Origin of the sequence: Pseudomonas lijiangensis (assembly GCF_018968705.1) — a bacterium.
GTDB classification, from domain to species: Bacteria; Pseudomonadota; Gammaproteobacteria; order Pseudomonadales; family Pseudomonadaceae; genus Aquipseudomonas; species Aquipseudomonas lijiangensis.
The window spans coordinates 3,472,819-3,489,858 of sequence record NZ_CP076668.1 but is presented as its reverse complement, the minus strand read 5'-3'; the positions used below and the strand labels follow the sequence as shown (position 1 = coordinate 3,489,858).

Genomic DNA, 17,040 nt, shown 5'->3' with positions numbered 1-17,040 from the left:
GTTTTTTCAGAGGATGTGGGCATGTCGTCGATGGTGAACCATCTGATCGCCGAAATCATTGCGCTGGACGTCAAGTTGATCGCCTGCCAGGCACGTGTGGCGGTATCCACCGACAGTGAGGCGCTGCATGACTTGCGCACCACGGTTCGTCGTCTGCGCAGCGTGTTGCGTCCATTGCGCGAGCTGCCGGGTGCCGAGCCGCTGGAAGACGCCGCCAAGGCCCTTGGCCAGTTGACGACGCCTTTGCGAGACATGCAGGTGCTGGCCGGGTTTCTCGCCAAAAAAGGCCTGGACGAAGCGGCGGACAAGCGCCACGAGTACCTGGACAAGGCCTGCCCGAAAGTGGCGAGGTCCGCCGAGTTGCTCAAGTTACTCGCCTTGCTCGATCAGTTCCCGGCCATGCTGCGCATGCAGGAACGCCAGGGTGGGTTGGGTGATCTGCGCAAGGTCATTGAGAAGCGCATGGACAAGCAATGGCAGAAGCTGCGGGTGGCCATTGCTGATCCGGGTCATGATCGACACGACCTGCGTTTGCTTATCAAGCGTGTGCGCTATGCCGCCGAGGCTTACCCGCAACTCAGTCATCAGCCCAAAAAGCTTCAGGCCAGGCTCAAGGCCGCCCAGAGCGAACTGGGCAACTGGCACGATCATTTGCAATGGTTGGCACAGGCTGGCAAGGAAGCGGATCTGGCGCCCTGCATTGCGGGCTGGCAGATCGGTATCGTGCGGGCCGAGCGCAAGGCCGAGAATGCACTGGAGCGATTGGCCAGGGATTGTTTCTGATTATCGGAACTCAAGTCATTCAGGCCGCAAATATGGCCGATACGGCGTCTGTCAGTAGGTGGCGGGGTCGTTAATATGACGACTGTCAGCTTTTTCCTACGCCAAGGTTCCCATGACTTTTTCCGATCTGCTCAACGCGGTGCGCGACAACCCCCAGTCTGTCACCATCCCGGCTCTGTGGTCACAGGGGCGCGCCTGCTTTGGCGGGCTGATGGCGGCCTTGCAATATGAGGCCATGCGCGGTCGTGTGCCTCAGGACAGACCGGTGCGTTCCCTGGCGATCACCTTTGTCGGGCCAGCCGAGCCAGGCGTGCCGATCTCCTTCGAGGTCGACATCCTGCGCGAGGGCAAGGCGGTCAGTCAGGTGCTGGGGCGAGCGATGCAGAACGGGCAGGTGATGACCCTGATGCAGGGCAGTTTCGGTGCGGCGCGTGAGTCGGTGGTTGCGGTCGCGGCTGATCCGGCTCCCGAGCTCAAGGCGCTTGAGCATTGCCCGGCACTGCCTTTTATCAGCGGCGTGATGCCCGAATACATGCGTTTCATGGAAATGCGCTGGGCGCTGGGTGGCCTGCCGTTCAGCAATACCCCGTCACCTGCCATTGGCGGTTATGTGCGTTTTCGCGATGAGGTAGAGCCTCAGCCACTCACTGAAGCGCATATTCTGGCGATGGTCGACACCTGGCCGCCTGCACTTTTGCCACACTTGAGCAAACCCACTCCCGGCAGTTCATTGACCTGGACCATCGAGTTCGTGCAGCCGCAACCGGCCTTGAATACGCTTGACTGGTGCAGCTACCGCGCCGTGATCGAACATGCCCGCGATGGTTATGGGCATACCGCTGCCATGCTGTGGGCTCCTGATGGTCAACTGGTGGCGATCAGCAGGCAGACGGTCACGGTGTTCGGTTAAGCCGTCTTATCGGCGGTTATGCCTTTGCTTCCAGGCCCGCCACCAGGCGCCACTCAACAGGAAGCGTGGAAAAGTCACGAACTGTTCGGTCAGCAGACGTTTTACCGCGTCGCTCCTGTCGCTGAAGGGTTCTGGCGTCTGGGCTTCCAGGGAGTGGCCGTGGCGCTGGAAACCCAGGGCGGCGATCAGGCCGATGATGCCAATCGCAATCGAGGAAAAGCTCAGGGAGAAGATCCCGTCGAGCAACAGCAGAGCCGCAAGGATAAACAGCGGCACGGCAATCAGGTGCAGGACAAGATTGGCCGGGTGCTGATGGTTGTCGGCATAGCCGCGCCATTGCCAGGTGGGGAGATTGGGAAGTCGCTTGCCCATACTGCTGTCCTCTTCAAAACCTATTTCAATGTCCTGAAGAATAGGCCTGGCTCCGTTTGTCCGCGAGCCAAGCCTGACTATCGGTGCGATAGGCCTTTACAGCTTGAGCTGGCCGATGGCCTTGCTCAGTTCGCCTGCCAGTGTGGCCAGATCGTCACTGGTTGAGGCCGAGTCCACGGTCTGGGTCACGGTGCGCTCGGTGACATCGCGAATGCTGACCACGGCGCGGTTCATTTCTTCGGCCACCTGACTTTGTTGCTGGGCTGCCACGGCGATCTGGGTATTGCTTTCACGCATCTGCGCCACAGCACCGGCAATGGCCGCCAGCGCTTCACCGGCTTCCTGGGCCTGTTGCACGCACTCATCGGCCTTGTAGGAGCTGTCCTGCATGAAGTCCACGGCATCACGGGTTCCGGCCTGCAGGGCTGACACCATGCCGGTGATTTCGTCGGTGGACGTCTGCACCCGCTTGGCCAGATTGCGGACTTCGTCGGCAACCACCGCGAAACCACGACCCATTTCCCCGGCACGTGCCGCTTCGATGGCCGCGTTCAGGGCCAGCAGGTTGGTCTGTTCGGCGATGCTGTGGATCACGTTGACCACGCCGTTGATCTTCTGACTGTCTTCGGCAAGGCGCTGGATCATCTGCGCAGTCTGCTGCACGCCGCTGGAAAGCCCGGCAATGGAAACCTGTACCCGGTCGACCACGGTCTTGCCGCTGCCTGCAAGATTGTCTGCAGTCTGGGACTGATCCCGTGTGGTGCTGGCGTGCTGGGCAATGTGATGGACAGTGGCTGTCATTTCGTTGATTGCCGTAGCGACCTGATCGGTTTCGCTTTGCTGGCCGAGCATGCCGTGGCGTACATCCTTCATGCCCGAGGCCAGGTGAGCTGCGCCTTCATCCAGGCGGGTAGCGGTCTGCGAGACGGTGTTGACCACCCGCTGGTAGCCCGCCTGCATGGCATTGAAGGCCTTGGCCATCTGCCCGACTTCATCGTCGCTGCCGTTGGGAACTCGGGCAGACAGATCGCCGCTTTTCTCGACATGCAGCATCACATCCTTGAGGGCGTTGAGCTGGGTGAGGATGAAGCGGATCAGCAATTGCGAGGCGCATAGCATCGCGATCATCAGCACGAATACTGCTACGGCGTAATTGGCGAAGCGATCCTCAAGCACCTGCAAGGCTGTGGGTGCCAGGGCCAGTACGGCAACGCGCTGGCCATCGGCGCGGCTGACGACCTGCGCGCCGACCAGAGACTGATCGCCTGCCTGTTTATCCAGGGCAACCCAGTCCGTGGCATTGCTCAGTTGTGGCAGAGGCTGGCTGTTCAGGCTCGGCGTCTGGCCCTGCGCGTAGGTCAGGATATTGGCTGAGGAGGGCAAGGGTTGCGCGGCGGGCCATGCGGCGATCAGGCGTGCCTGTGCCTGGGCGGCGTCTCGTGCGGTTTCCTGGCGGGCCTGTTGCTCCAGCTCCACGGCGTAAACCACCAGGAGCAGGGTCGTGATGAATGCGACCGCGTTGACGGCCCAGAACTTGTACTTCAGTGAGAGGTTGCTAAGCAATGAGCCCATGAGTGGTCTTCTTTTGGTTGATCGTTAGAGATGTGCAGCAAGGTGCCATCACGATGCCTCAGCCACTGAACAAACAGTTGATACGGGTCAAGGTAACGTCACATTTCCTTGGTTAATGCCGATCAGTCAAGGCACACACGCAACACCTGTGGGAGGCAGCTTGCTGGCGAAAAAGGCCTGAAAACCGACAGATATTCCGGGTATGTACGCTGAAGTCGCCAGCAAGCTGCCTCCCACACAAAGTGTTATTGACCTTGCATTTCCCCGACTGGCTCCACGAAATCCGGCAAACCAAAGAAATCACGGGCGCAGGCTGTGGTATGGCTGGCCAGGTCGGCCTGACTTTCGTTGCGGTGCAAGGCCACTTCACGCAGCACCTCTGGCAGATAAGCCGGTTCGTTGCGACCGTTTTTCGGCTTGGGCCGCAGGCTGCGCGGCAGCAGGTAAGGCGCATCGCTTTCCAGCATCAGGCGGCCACGAGGGATGTTGTGGACCAGCGGATGCAAATGGGTGCCCCGGCGTTCATCGCAGATCCAGCCGGTAATGCCGATATGCAGGTCCATATCCAGATAACTGAACAGTGCCTTCTGCTCCCCGGTAAAGCAGTGCACCACAGCCGCAGGCAGGCGATCGCGGTAGTCGCGCAGAATCTCCAGCAGTCTCTGGCTGGCATCGCGCTCGTGCAGGAATACCGGCAGTTGCAACTCCACGGCCAGTGCCAGATGGGCTTCAAGCACCTTTTCCTGCAGGGGACGGGGCGAGAAATCACGGTTGAAATCCAGCCCGCATTCACCGACTGCCCGCACGCGGGATTCCTTGAGCAGTGCCCGCAACTTTTGTTCGGTGTCCTGTGTCCAATCGCTCGCTGAATGGGGGTGAATACCTGCTGTGGAGAACAGTCGCAGAGCGCTTTCATCCAGTTCATGGCAGAGCTCCAGAGCCTGTTCGCTGCCCTCGACACTGGTGCCGGTGACGACCAGTTGCGACACGCCAGCGGCATAGGCCCGGTCGAGTACCGCCTGTCGCTGCGAGTCGAAGCTTGCGTTGGTGAGATTGACGCCGATGTCGATGAGTTGCATGGTGCTACCTCCAGCCGAAGGCTGCCGAGGATATCAGAGCTTCGGTAATAACAAGAAAATGCAATGTATTCAGCAGGTTGAACCTGAAGGTTTAACGGTTTTGTGTGTGACGCGTCCCTGAGCAATTCTTTTTTCTGTCTTTTCTGGCGTTTCCCCGGAGCGTGAATGACCGTTCGAGCCCTGCTTTTGCCCATCGCTTGCCTAGTGGCGCTGTCGCCTTTGCCCGCGGCTGCCCGTCAGGTGGGACCGGAGGCTGCGCAGCACAAGACTCAGGTGCGGGACCTGGAGGCGATTCGCAGCAGCAAGGTATTGCGGGTGCTGGTCAATCAGAGCCGCAACAGCTCCGGTGACGTCAAGGGGCAGGAAATCGGCATCGAATATCAGCGCTTGCAAGCCTTCGAACAATACCTCAATGGCCATGCTCGCAACGGCCAGAAAGTGACCTTCAAGATCATCCCCAAAGCCAAGAATCAGTTGCTTGCCGCCCTGCAGCGCGGCGAGGGTGATCTGGTGGCGCCGGGTGAGTTGCTCGATACCGCCAACGCCAAGGGTATCAATGCAGGCGAGCCGATCATTCGTGACGTGCCACTGATTCTGGTGGGTGTCAGGGGAGGGCGCAGCTACCGGAATGTCGAGCAGCTTTCAGGGCGCACCCTGAGTCTGCCGGCCGGCAGCATGGCCGATGAAGCGCTGCATCAGGTCAATCAGCAGCTGGCATTGCGCAAACTGGCACCGGTACGTATCGAGTGGGTCGACCCCAGCCTTGCAGTGGAAGACGTGCTGGAAATGGTGCAGGCGGGTATCTATCCCCTGACGCTGGTGGAGCAACCCATTGCCGAGCGCTGGGCCAGAGTCATGCCCAAGCTGCGTCTGGACCGCAGCCTGACGTTGCGTACCCACGACGACATCAGTTGGTTCGTGCGCCAGGACGCCACCCGCTTGCGCGCCAGTATCGATGATTTCCTCAAGACCTATAAGCCTCCTGCCAATCAGGACCTCGTTTTCGAAAAGGCCTACAAGAATACCTATCGGGTCAACAACCCTCTGGTGCGCACCAATCTTCAGCGCCTGGAAAAACTGCGCCCCATGCTGCAACGCCATGCCGACGCCCAGGACATGGACTGGCTGGATCTGGCAGCGTTGGCGTTCAAGGAATCGAAACTGGACCCGGCGGCCAAGGGCAGCGGCGGGGCGACGGGGTTGCTGCAGATCACGCCGTCGGCGGCAAAACGGGTCGGAGTTTCCGATATCCAGACGGCCGACAAGAATGTGCAGGCCGGTGCCCGTTACATGGCGCTGATCCGCAGCAAGTACTTCGCCAGCCCCAGGGTCAACGAGCGCGAGCGCATGGCTTTTGTGCTGGCGGCCTACAACCTGGGGCCGGAGCGGGTACAAGGTATGCGCGACGAGGCGCGCCGTCGTGGCCTCAACCCCAATCAGTGGTTCTTCCAGACCGAACGTATTGCCATGGAGCAGGGCAGTGCCAACGTCGTCAGCTTCGTGAACAGCGTGAACAAGTATTACCTGGCGTTCGATCGCGAGCGTGGTGCGCTGGAGAAGGACACGTCTGAAAAGTCTGTCATCAGAAGATAAATCGAATTATTCGATTGTTATGCTGAGATTTTTGCGATTTTCATATTGGTTGATTTGATTATGATGGCACCACTCCCACTTAATCAGTAACGGAACAACTCACCATGAACGCAACCATCAAATCGGTACTCTCCACTCGCGCTGGCTATGGCCTGACTGTATTGCGCATCATCGTCGGCATCATCTTCATCGCTCACGGCAGCCAGAAGCTGTTCGGTGCGTTTGGCGGTTATGGCCTGGAAGGTACGGCGCAGTTCATGGCCAGTCAGGGCCTGAATCCGGGTTATCTGATGGCGCTGCTGTCGGGCAGTGTCGAGTTTTTCGGTGGCCTGGCCGTACTGATCGGCCTGCTGGCTCGCCCGGCTGCTCTGGGCCTGGCGGTATTGTTGCTGGTGGCGATTTTCTCGGTGCACATCGGCAACGGGCTGTTCATGGCCAACAATGGTTATGAGTTCGCCCTGGCTCTGCTGGGTGGTGCCATTGCGATTCTGATCGAAGGTGCAGGCAAACTCTCGGTGGATAGCGCCATCGCCAGGTAATGGAGCGGCATGGGTATCAGCAAAGGCTCGCCTTGTGAAAGGCGGGCCTTTCTGGTTGATGGCATTTGACAATTAACCAACGGCTTCTCTAGGATGCTGGCAGGCGCCGATTTAACAACTACTTGCGGGGCGCCAGGCAAGGCCCGGACCTTGTCGAAATACCGCTAAAACGTTGGTTCGGTGTTGCCTCCCACCGCTGCCCAGCGGACCTCCCGAGGCTGAGACAAGACACCATGAACAACCTGCGCCCCCTCGCTCGCCTGTCCCCGATTACCACTGTGCTGTCGCGCAAGAATCCGAAAATCCTGTTGGGCGGTTCACATCAGCCGACGCTGTTGCGTTATCTGGATGGCTGGCCTCGACGTCGCGGCGGTTCCTGCGCCTTTCTTATTCAATTTGCCGATACGACCCAATCGCTGGCTCATTACGCCAATGACCAGTTCGATCTGGCGGTGATTCAGACTCCGGATGCCGACAACGTCGAGCAGGTCATCCGTGATCTGACGCGCATTGCCCGTCAGGGGTTTATCACACTCGGCTGACAAGTACTGCAACCCGCCGTTCTCTCTCGTTATTCAAGCCCTCCCGAAACGGGTTGCGATCGTGCAACCCGTGACCTTCCGTCCGCTGACGACTCGATTGGCATGAAGCTTTCCGTGCTTCAGTCGATAGCGAGGTCGTGTAGTGCAAATCCCTGACAGCGTTTTACAACGCTGGAACCAGTGCGTGACCCAGGCCACTCATCGCCTGTCCTTGTCATGACTGATCGCATCTCTCCGACTTTTCGTACAAAGCCTGACGCACCGATTTTTCGCATAAATACACCAACACAAACGAGAAAGGGATCGTCTCAAAAAAGGCCCTGAACGGCTGTCGCTAAAAAATAGTGAATGAGAATCTGATGAACATATTGAGCCCTGCCGTTTACGTTACAAACCGTGTCCGCTTCCCCATAAAGTTTTTTATCCTTGGTGTCATTGTCCTCATCCCTCTGCTTTTTCTCGGTATCCGGGTCATGCAGACGCTCAACGCCAGCATCGACACGCTGAGTCATGAGCAGGTAGGCCAGAAATACCTGTTGGACGTTACCCCTGTACTACGCCTGTCCATGATGCAACGGGCCCTGACCCACAGCATGCTCAGCGGCAATGAAGGCGCCAAGGCCGATGTTGCTCGCAATGCCGAGAAACTTGAGCAGGCCTTCAACGAACTGGCGATCCAGGACGGGAAGTTCGGCAAGTATCTGGAAACCGCTGACCGGGTGCAGAAGTTGCGTGCCGATACCCGTGAATTGATCGAACGAGCCAAGAGCGGTGGGGATCCATTGACCCTCTTCAGTGCCTGGAACGACCAGTTGACCAAGGTATTGGGTTTTATCTATTACATTTCGGCCACTTCCGGAATGATTCTGGACGAAGACTATGGCTCGTTGTTTCTGATCGACCTGAGCACCTTGCGACTGCCCAGGCAAATCAATGTGATCGGACAGATTCGCGGCCTGGCCACCGGTTTCAGTGCCGACCGCCAGATTGACGAGACCACCCGCGCCTTTGCCCTGAACCTGATGAAGCAGGAAGCCCAGATTCGCCAGGAGTTGCAGCAGAGCCTGCGTCTGCTGCGTCGCCAGGAGCCGGCTCTCACAGATGTGGTGGAGCAACCTGTAACCCTGGCCATCAACGACCTGGAAAACCTGAGCCGTGACCTGATGGACTATCTGGATCCGGGCCAGCGCTCGAACGTAAACGCCAACACCCTGGGTGAGCGCGGCAATGCCGTGGTAGCGCAGTTCTACAAGGCTCAGGAGCAGATGCAGGCTTCGCTGCAGAGCCAGATCGCCACCCGCCTGCAGGATCGTAACAATGAGCGCATGTTTTTTATCGGCCTGTTCGTCGTTCTCGGCGTCTTGCTGCTGTACGCCTTTGCAGGCATTTACAGTGCTTTGCGCAGCGCAGTGGAAGAACTGCTGAGCGTGACTGCCCGCATTGCCCAAGGCGACCTCACTGCCCGTGTCAAAGTAGGCAGTCGTGACGAGATCGGTGATGTCGGTACTGGCCTCAACAGCATGGTCGAAGCCTTCTCCCATTCCTTGAGCCAGGTCGAGAGCAGTTCACATTCTGTCTCCGAGTCCGCGCAACGTCTGGAGCGCTCGATCAGTCAGGCCAAGCAATCCATGAATGCCCAGCAGGCCGAGACCGAACAGGTCGCCACCGCTATCAACGAAATGACTACCAGTGTGGCCGATGTGGCGCAGAACACCGAAGGTGCTGCACGCGCTGCCGAAGCGGCCAGCAGTGCTTCCACCAAGGGCCTGCAAGTCATGGGTGACACTCGGGCAACCATCGAAGCCCTGGTCAATGAAGTTCAGCTCAGTGGCCAGAAAGTCGAAGCCCTGGCGACTCACAGCCAGGAAATCGGCGGCGTGATCGAGGTGATTCGCACCATTGCCGACCAGACCAACCTGCTGGCGTTGAACGCGGCCATCGAAGCGGCGCGGGCCGGCGAGCAGGGTCGAGGCTTTGCGGTGGTCGCAGACGAAGTGCGCACCCTGGCGTCGCGTACCCAGAATTCCACAGAGGAAATTCGTCGCATCATTCAGCAACTGCAAGATGCGACGGACGAAGCCGTGCAGCAGATGAAAGCCGGGCAGGACCGTGCCCATGCGTGCCTGGATGCTTCCGAACAGGCCTCGGGAACCCTGCAACAGATCAACGAAGCCGTGGACGGCATCGTGGGCATGAACACCCAGATCGCCAGCGCAGCCGTGCAACAGCACTCGGTGTCGGAAGATATCAACCGCAACGTCATGGGCATCCGCAGCAGCAGTCTGGTGGTGATGGATGGCGTGAATGACAACGCTGCAACCGCAGACGAACTGTCCTCACTGGCCAGCGAACTGCGCACCGTGGTCAGCCGCTTCCAGTTATCCCGATAAGCTCCAAAGGCCTTTCAGTCCTCTGAAAGGCCTGCTCTTCCAGCTTGCAGCTTGCCGCTCGCAACTTCTACTATCCCCTTCTCTATTTCTTCGACTCCCGCTGGTTAGTGAGAATCCTCTTTTGCCTACAAACATCATTACAACGGAAGGTCATGAGGCCCTGAAAAAGGAGCTGGATTACCTGTGGCGGGAAAAGCGTCCCGATACCACCCGCAAGGTCACCTGGGCGGCATCGCTGGGGGATCGTAGTGAAAATGCCGACTATCAGTACAACAAGAAGCTGCTTCGCGAGATCGATCGCAGGGTTCGCTACCTTCGCAAGCGGCTTGAGGATGTGCGGGTGGTTGCCTATTCCCCCGAGCAGGAAGGCAAAGTCTTTTTCGGGGCCTGGGTGGAGATCGAAAACGAAGCGGGTGAGGTCAAGAAATTCCGCGTCGTGGGGTATGACGAGATCTACGGCCGCAACGACTACATCTCCATCGACTCACCCATGGCTCGTGCGCTGCTGAAAAAGGAAGTGGGTGATGAGGCGGTGGTGCAGACACCTGGGGGAGAGGTGCTTTGGTGGATCAATGAGATTAGTTATGGCCAGTGATATTCGCGGATAAATCCTGCATGGTGTCAAAAAGCAAGTGGCTGGATCACAATCCGTGGGAGGGGCCTTGGCCGCGACAGCTTCATCATCAGGCGCTGAAAATGTGTTGCCTGTAAGCAAGTCGTCGCGGCCAAGGCCCCTCCCACAAGTGACTCCCACATGAGTGGTGTGGGAGCGAAAGCCTCAACCCTCGCGCAAAACCGCCAGCGGGCTGGCATTCAAGGCGCGTCTTGTGCCGAAAACGCCGGCGCCGCCGACCAGCAGGGCGCCGATCAGTGGCAGCAGCAACAGCCATGGGTGCGGTTGCCAGGCCAGATCGAAGGCGTAACGGTATAGCACCAGACTGACCAGTTCACAGCCCAGCGCGGCCAGCAAACCACTGGCCGCACCCAGCAGACCGAACTCGATCCGGCGCGACTTGATCAGCAGCTTGCGTTCGGCACCCAGGGCACGCAAAAGGGCACCCTGGCGGATACGCTCATCCAGTGTCGCCTGCAATCCCGAAAACAGCACGGCAATGCCGGCCGCCAGCACGAACAGCAGCACGAACTGCACGGCCAGGGTCACTTGATCCAGGATGCTGCGCACTTGAGCCAGCAGGGCTTCCACGCCCAGGATGCTGATGGCCGGGTAGGCACGGGAAAGCTCGACGATCTGCTTGTCCTGGCCGGGCGGCAGATAGAAGCTGGTCAGGTAAGTGGTCGGCAAGTCGGTGAGTGTGCCGGGCTGGAAGATCATGAAAAAGTTGGGCTGGAAGGTGTCCCAGTTCACGTCCCGCAGGCTGGTGACCACTGCTTCGCGAGTCAGGCCGCCGACGATGAAGCTCAGGTTGTCCCCCAGCTTGATCCCCAGGCTGTCTGCCAGCTTGGCTTCCACCGAGACACCGGGTTTGGCGTCAGCAGCGGCTGTCGGTGCCCACCACTGGCCGGCCGTCAGCCTGTTGCCTTCGGGCATATCGGCTGCCCAGGTCAGACTCAGGTCGCGACGGGTCGCATTTTCGCCTCGTGAATCCTTGGTCACGAAGTTGCCGACCGGTTGGCCGTTGATATTCACCAGACGACCCGGCACCACGGGGTAGAGCGGGGCGGAGTGGGTCGACAGTCGGCTCAGGGTCTGGGCGAAGTTATCTTTCTCGGCAGGCAGCACATTGAGCACGAAGTAGTTCGGCGCATCCTTGGGTAACTGGTTCTGCCAGGTGTCGAGCAGTTCGCCGCGCAGCAGGGCGATAAGGCCCATGGACAGCAGAATCAGCCCGAATGCCAGTGACTGACCGGCAGCCGCCAATGGATAGCGCAGCAACTGGCCCAGACCCAGGCGCCATGGCAGGGACGCGCCGGACAACAGGCGGCGCAGACTCTTGAGAGCCAGCAGCAACAGGCTGCCCAGCACCAGCGCGGCCACGATGCCGCCACCCAGCAGGGCGAAGGTCAGCACCAGATCCAGGCTCAGACGCCACATGATCAGGCCCAGCGCCAGCAGTGCCGCGCCGTAGACCAGCCAGGAACTGGCCGGAATCGGCAGCATGTCACGACGCAGTACGCGCAACGGCGGTACGCGGCCCAGGGCGGCCAGTGGCGGGAGGGCAAAACCGGCCAGGGCAACCAGTCCGGTGCCGATCCCGGCAAAGGCGGGCATCAGGCCGCCAGCAGGAACGGTGGCCGGCAAGAGGCTTTGCAGCAGGGCAAACAGACCCAGTTGCGCCAGCCAGCCCAGCAGGGCACCGCTCAAGCTGGCCATCAGGCCGATGATTGCCAGTTGCAGGCTGAACAGGGTCATGGTTTCGCTGCGAGACAGACCCAGGCAGCGCAGCAGCGCGCTGGAGTCGAAACGCCGGGCGGCGAAGCGCGATGCCGAGAGTGCAACGGCGACACCCGCCAGCAGCACAGCCACCAGACTCGCCATGTTCAGATAACGCTCGGCCTTGCCCAGTGCGCCGCCGATCTGCTGGCTGCCGTCCCGGGCGTCCTTGATTTCCTGATGAGGCTCAAGACCCGGCTCGATGGCCTTGCGGTAGGCGGCCAGCACTTCGGGTGGGCCGCTCCACATTTCCCGGTACTCGACCCGGCTGCCCGGCTGCACGACACCGGTGGCGGCAAGGTCTTGCAGGTTGATCATCACCCGGGGCGTCAGGCTGTAGAAGTTGCCGGCACGATCAGGCTCGTAGGTGAGGATGCGAGTCAGCTTCAGGGTTCTGGAGCCGACATCGATGTTGTCGCCGATCTTCAGGTTCACAGCCGGTAACAGGCGTGCCTCGGCCCAGGCTTCGCCGGGCTCCGGGCCATTGCCGATCTGCTCGGGCTGATAGAGGTCGGGTGCGCTTTTCAGATCGCCCCGCAGCGGATAGACGTCATCCACGGCCTTGATGCTGGAAAGCTGAATGCCGCTGTCGGTGGCGATCACGCTGGAGAACAGCACGATGCGCGCATGATCGAGCTTGAGCTTTTCGCCGGCTTCAATCTGTTCGGGACGGGCAGGGCTTGAGCCTTCCAGGATCAGGTCGGCACCGAGGAATTCGGTCGCCCGCAGCATCATGGCGCCATTGAGGCGCGCACCGAAGTAACCGATGGCGGTACTGGCGGCAACAGCGACCACCAGCGCGAAGAACAGCACACGCAACTCGCCTGCGCGGGCATCGCGCAGCAGTTGGCGGGCGGCAAGGCTGAGCAGGCGCATAAAGGGCAGGCGTGCCATCAAGGCTCCAGAGGGGCGACCAGTCGCCCACCTTCAAGACGGATCAGGCGTCGGCAGCGATGGGCCAGACGCTCGTCATGGGTGACCAGCACCAGCGTCGTGTTGCGCTCCTTGTTCAACTCGAACAACAGGTCGCTGATGCGCTCGCCGGTGTGGCTGTCCAGGTTGCCGGTGGGTTCGTCGGCGAACAGCACATCCGGGTCGGCAGCGAAGGCTCGGGCAATCGCCACCCGTTGCTGCTCGCCACCGGACAACTGGCGTGGGGTGTGGGTCAGGCGTTTGCCCAGTCCGACACGTTCCAGCAGGCTGCGGGCCTTTTCCCGGGCGTCTTTGCGGCCTTCAAGCTCCATGGGCAGCATGACGTTTTCCAGGGCATTGAGGCTGTCGAGCAACTGGAACGACTGGAAGACGAAACCGACGTGTTCGGCGCGAACCCTGGCGCGCTGGTCTTCATCCAGCTGGCTCAGGTTGCGGCCCGACAGGGTCACGGCACCGGCGCTCGGCAGGTCGAGCCCGGCCAGCAGGCCCAGCAGGGTGGATTTGCCGGAACCCGAGGAACCAACGATGGCCAGCGTATCTCCCTTGTTTAGTTCCAGAGAGAGTTCGTGCAGGATAGTCAGGTCACCTTCGGTGCTGGGGACCACTTTGCTGAGGCTTTGGGCACTGAGAATACTTTCACTCATGGAGAATCCGATGCGTGCGTGGTTTTTAAGTGCTGGCCTGGGGTTATTGCTGCTGTCACAAGGGGCAGTGGCGGGCACGGTATTGATCGTTGGAGATAGTATCAGCGCGGCTTTCGGCATGGATACCCGTGTCGGCTGGGTCAGCCTGCTCGAGCAGCGCATGCGCGACGAGGGATACACCGATAAAGTCGTCAATGCGTCCATCAGTGGCGACACCAGTGCCGGAGGCCTGGCGCGGCTGCCCACGCTGCTTGCAGAGCATAAGCCGGAGCTGGTTATTCTCGAATTGGGTGGCAATGACGGGCTGCGGGGGCAACTGCCAGCACAATTGCAACAAAATCTTGCATCAATGATAGATCGCTCTCGCGAAGCGGGTGCCAAGGTGCTTTTATTGGGTATGCGGATTCCACCCAACTATGGCCCGCGCTACACCAAGGCCTTCGAGGACGTCTACAGCACCCTTGCCGAAGAGAAAAAAGTCCCTCTGATGCCCTTTTTCCTCGAGGGTGTGGCGGGCGTTCCGGGGCTGATGCAAGACGATGGTCTGCACCCGGCACCGAGTGCTCAGGGCAAGTTGCTGGAAAATGTCTGGCCAAGCCTGAAACCGCTGCTTTGAGGCTTTTCTGGGCGGTGGCTTTCGGCTAATGTGGCGCCCCCTATCTGGAGCCCCTCATGCCGCGTCCCGCCTGGTCCCTATATGCCTATCAAATGATCGAGCCCGATGAGCAGCTCGATCTGTTCGCGTGCCAGGAAGCCAGGGTGCATCTGATCGCGCGGCAACTGGAACTGGGTGGCTCGATTGATCGTACCTTGTGCGGCACTTTGCTCCCGGCGCAGCCACGCTGGTCGGGGGTCGAGCAGCAAGCCTTGATCGATGAGCGGCTGTGCCCGCTGTGCAAGGCTATTCTCGACGCTCAGCGGCGCGGTATGCACCCGATCTGGCCTGAACTCTAGCTGTCTCTCTTCAGACCCTGTCTCCCGGTTCTGCAAGCGCCGGTGTACACTTCATCAATTTCCCCCATTTGCCGTTTAGCCGAAGGATCTTCCCGGATGTTGTCGCGCATTCCAGCCGTTACCCGCTGTCTGTCGCTTGCCGCTCTTTTTGTGGCCTGCTCTGTCAATGCACTGGAGTTTCCATTGCCTGCGCCTGGAGAGGACATCATCGGGCAGGTTCAGGTGATCAAGGCCCGCTACGAAGATACCTTTGCCGATATCGGGACCAAGTACGACCTGGGCTATCTGGAGATGATTGCGGCCAACCCGGGCGTCGACCCATGGTTGCCGGGTGCAGGCACCGATATCGTGTTGCCGACCCGCTTCATTCTGCCGCCGGGTCCGCGTGAAGGTATCGTCATCAATCTGGCCGAATACCGGATGTACTACTACCCCAAGGGCCAGAACGTGGTGCACACCTATCCTCTGGGTGTGGGGCGCGAAGGCTGGGGTTCGCCGATTGGCGTGACCAAGGTGATCGCCAAGACCCCGAACCCTACCTGGACACCGCCAGCGTCGATCCGCGCCGAGCACGCGGCTGATGGCGACATCCTGCCCAGCGTCGTTCCTGCCGGTCCCGATAACCCGCTGGGTCCGTTCAAGTTCGGACTGGGCATGTCCGGTTACCTGATCCATGGTTCCAACAAGAAATTCGGCATCGGCATGCGCACCAGCCATGGCTGCTTCCGCATGTACAACAACAACGTGCTGGAACTGGCAGACATGGCGCCGGTTGGCACAACCGTGCGCATCATCAGCGAGCCGTACAAGTTCGGTATCAGCGGCGGCAAGGTGTATCTGGAAGCTCATACCCCGCTGGACGATCAGGGCAATCCGTCGGTGGTCGACAAGCACACTGGTGTCATCAATGCCTTGCTCAAGCGCGAGGATCTGGCCAACAACCTGCGCATGAACTGGGATCTGGTGCGTGATGTGGTGGCTGCCGAAGATGGCATGCCGGTGGAAATCGCGGTTCCGGGCACTGCGCCTGCGGCTTCCGAAGCGCCTGTGATCTTTCAGTAAGCTGTCTTGAGTCATGGTCAGCCTGAGCGGGCTGGCCAGGGCCTGAGCACTGAATCGCAGGCAATAAAAAGGCCGACCCGTGCGAACGGGTCGGCCTTTTCAATAACCCCGAGGGATTATTACTTGCGGCTTGCCTTGTCCAACATGCGCAGAGCGCGCTCGTTGGCTTCGTCAGCAGTTTGCTGAGCTTTTTGAGCAGCAGCCAGAGCTTCGTCAGCCTTGCGATAGGCTTCGTCGGCACGTGCTTGCGAACGAGCTGCTGCGTCTTCGGTAGCTGTCAGACGAGCTTCGGTTTCTTTGGAGACGCTGCTGCAACCGGTGGCCAGAACTGCGGCCAGAGCCAGAGCAGAGAATTTCAGAACGTTGTTCATCGTGTTCCCCTTAAGGACTTTTCTTTAAATTAGTCATCTCTCGAAAGTGAGAAAATGACCGGCGTACATAGTACCCATTGTTTGTAGTAAGTAAACTGACGAAGCGCAAGAAGGGATAAAAATCTTGGCTTTGAAAGTGTTCCGCACTACTTCTCAAGCAAATTGTATAAAAACTATCCACTTTGCCGTGTCATCTTGTGACAGTGCGTCTGACGACCGCATGGCTCGAGAAGACACGTACGGTCATGCCCCGGAATCCGGGTGCTGCGGCTTCATATCGGCCATTTCGTGTCCAATGCAGCACCTTGCTCCCGAAGGGCAGGTCATCTGAAAAGGACTGCGGTGACTTTCAATGTTCATGGACGTCTCAATCGACAGCATCCGGCAAGGACTGGTTCAACCAGGCCTGTAAATAGCAGGTCGAACATGCTTTTTTATGATCGATATGCTTGAGCATTTTCTACAAGGGTGCCTACTATCTGAAGGTGCTGTTTGCTGAAGATCGCAATGCTCTTCTCGGTGTCCAGGCAGGCACGGGGTGGCGTAGATATTCCTTCGCCGGAAAAACATCGGTAAGGTAGGGGTCAATTCCAAGACCCGCGAGGAGTAGTGATGAGCGAGGCGTTGTCCATCCACCATGATAAGACCGGTCATCAATTTGAAGTCAATATTGACGGCCACCGTGCCTACCTGACCTACATGGACCTGGGGAAACAGACACTGGATTTCTACCGGACCTTCGTCCCGGACGAGCTTCGTGGCAGGGGGATTGCCGCAGCCCTGACCGAACAGGCGCTCAACTATGCCGACAGCATGGGATATACCGTGATCCCGTCCTGCTCCTATGTGGAGCGCTACATGGAGCGTCATCACCGTCAGGCTGCCAAGATCTGAGGGCACAGCG

17 protein-coding genes are annotated in these 17,040 nt (G+C 59.4%); 11 read left to right on the top strand and 6 right to left on the bottom strand.

Going from position 1 to position 17,040, the window contains the following annotated elements:
- Nucleotides 1-21: 21 nt before the first annotated feature.
- Both KQP88_RS14360 and KQP88_RS14355 read left to right on the top strand, forming a co-directional pair.
- Nucleotides 22-783, top strand: coding sequence for a CHAD domain-containing protein (locus KQP88_RS14360; RefSeq protein WP_253950489.1), 762 nt, complete (start codon nucleotides 22-24; stop codon nucleotides 781-783).
- Between the two features lie 112 nt (nucleotides 784-895).
- On the top strand, nucleotides 896-1,693 hold the full coding sequence (locus KQP88_RS14355) for an acyl-CoA thioesterase (RefSeq protein WP_200995061.1): 798 nt from the start codon (nucleotides 896-898) through the stop codon (nucleotides 1,691-1,693).
- Nucleotides 1,694-1,699: 6 nt separating this feature from the next.
- Here KQP88_RS14355 and KQP88_RS14350 read toward each other — a convergent pair whose 3' ends face one another.
- The 3 genes from KQP88_RS14350 to KQP88_RS14340 all read right to left on the bottom strand — a co-directional run bounded on the left by KQP88_RS14350 (nucleotide 1,700) and on the right by KQP88_RS14340 (nucleotide 4,716).
- A complete protein-coding gene (locus tag KQP88_RS14350) occupies nucleotides 1,700-2,065 on the bottom strand; it encodes an Mpo1-like protein (protein ID WP_216703419.1) in 366 nt (121 codons plus the stop codon).
- Between the two features lie 96 nt (nucleotides 2,066-2,161).
- Complete coding sequence (locus KQP88_RS14345) at nucleotides 2,162-3,637, bottom strand: methyl-accepting chemotaxis protein (RefSeq protein ID WP_200995059.1); 1,476 nt, start codon at nucleotides 3,635-3,637, stop codon at nucleotides 2,162-2,164.
- 245 nt (nucleotides 3,638-3,882) lie between these two features.
- Nucleotides 3,883-4,716 (bottom strand): TatD family hydrolase, encoded by an 834-nt coding sequence (locus KQP88_RS14340; protein WP_216703418.1) that lies wholly within the window; start codon nucleotides 4,714-4,716, stop codon nucleotides 3,883-3,885.
- 165 nt (nucleotides 4,717-4,881) lie between these two features.
- Here KQP88_RS14340 and KQP88_RS14335 point away from each other — a divergent pair, with 165 nt between their 5' ends.
- The 5 genes from KQP88_RS14335 to greB all read left to right on the top strand — a co-directional run bounded on the left by KQP88_RS14335 (nucleotide 4,882) and on the right by greB (nucleotide 10,375).
- Entirely contained in the window at nucleotides 4,882-6,309 is a 1,428-nt protein-coding gene (locus tag KQP88_RS14335) for an MltF family protein (protein ID WP_216703417.1), read from the top strand.
- Nucleotides 6,310-6,413: 104 nt separating this feature from the next.
- A complete protein-coding gene (locus KQP88_RS14330; protein WP_200995056.1) occupies nucleotides 6,414-6,848 on the top strand; it encodes a DoxX family protein in 435 nt (144 codons plus the stop codon).
- 233 nt (nucleotides 6,849-7,081) lie between these two features.
- Nucleotides 7,082-7,390 carry a class I SAM-dependent methyltransferase gene (locus KQP88_RS14325; RefSeq protein WP_216703416.1) on the top strand — a complete coding sequence of 103 codons (309 nt, stop codon included), beginning with the start codon at nucleotides 7,082-7,084 and terminating at the stop codon, nucleotides 7,388-7,390.
- A 359-nt stretch (nucleotides 7,391-7,749) separates the two neighbouring features.
- Nucleotides 7,750-9,780, top strand: coding sequence for a methyl-accepting chemotaxis protein (locus KQP88_RS14320; protein ID WP_216703415.1), 2,031 nt, complete (start codon nucleotides 7,750-7,752; stop codon nucleotides 9,778-9,780).
- A 121-nt stretch (nucleotides 9,781-9,901) separates the two neighbouring features.
- Nucleotides 9,902-10,375: a transcription elongation factor GreB gene (gene greB / locus KQP88_RS14315; RefSeq protein ID WP_198725153.1), complete on the top strand. Its 474-nt coding sequence runs from the start codon at nucleotides 9,902-9,904 to the stop codon at nucleotides 10,373-10,375.
- Between the two features lie 183 nt (nucleotides 10,376-10,558).
- Here greB and KQP88_RS14310 read toward each other — a convergent pair whose 3' ends face one another.
- Nucleotides 10,559-13,066: an ABC transporter permease gene (locus KQP88_RS14310; protein ID WP_216703414.1), complete on the bottom strand. Its 2,508-nt coding sequence runs from the start codon at nucleotides 13,064-13,066 to the stop codon at nucleotides 10,559-10,561.
- Nucleotides 13,066-13,749 (bottom strand): ABC transporter ATP-binding protein, encoded by a 684-nt coding sequence (locus tag KQP88_RS14305; protein WP_122317868.1) that lies wholly within the window; start codon nucleotides 13,747-13,749, stop codon nucleotides 13,066-13,068. Before KQP88_RS14305 ends, KQP88_RS14310 begins: the two co-directional genes overlap by 1 nt.
- A gap of 10 nt (nucleotides 13,750-13,759) precedes the next feature.
- On the opposite strand from KQP88_RS14305, the gene KQP88_RS14300 reads away from it, so the two are divergent.
- The 3 genes from KQP88_RS14300 to KQP88_RS14290 all read left to right on the top strand — a co-directional run bounded on the left by KQP88_RS14300 (nucleotide 13,760) and on the right by KQP88_RS14290 (nucleotide 15,765).
- Nucleotides 13,760-14,365, top strand: coding sequence for an arylesterase (locus KQP88_RS14300; protein WP_216703413.1), 606 nt, complete (start codon nucleotides 13,760-13,762; stop codon nucleotides 14,363-14,365).
- Nucleotides 14,366-14,421: 56 nt separating this feature from the next.
- Entirely contained in the window at nucleotides 14,422-14,703 is a 282-nt protein-coding gene (locus tag KQP88_RS14295; protein WP_025260583.1) for a hypothetical protein, read from the top strand.
- Between the two features lie 96 nt (nucleotides 14,704-14,799).
- Complete coding sequence (locus tag KQP88_RS14290; protein WP_095066950.1) at nucleotides 14,800-15,765, top strand: L,D-transpeptidase family protein; 966 nt, start codon at nucleotides 14,800-14,802, stop codon at nucleotides 15,763-15,765.
- A 119-nt stretch (nucleotides 15,766-15,884) separates the two neighbouring features.
- Here the strand turns inward: KQP88_RS14290 and oprI are convergent, their stop codons facing one another.
- Nucleotides 15,885-16,136, bottom strand: coding sequence for an outer membrane lipoprotei OprI (gene oprI, locus KQP88_RS14285; RefSeq protein ID WP_002553018.1), 252 nt, complete (start codon nucleotides 16,134-16,136; stop codon nucleotides 15,885-15,887).
- A 612-nt stretch (nucleotides 16,137-16,748) separates the two neighbouring features.
- Between oprI and KQP88_RS14280 the strand changes: the two genes are divergently transcribed.
- Nucleotides 16,749-17,030, top strand: coding sequence for a GNAT family N-acetyltransferase (locus KQP88_RS14280; RefSeq protein WP_025260581.1), 282 nt, complete (start codon nucleotides 16,749-16,751; stop codon nucleotides 17,028-17,030).
- The last annotated feature ends 10 nt before the right edge of the window (nucleotides 17,031-17,040 follow it).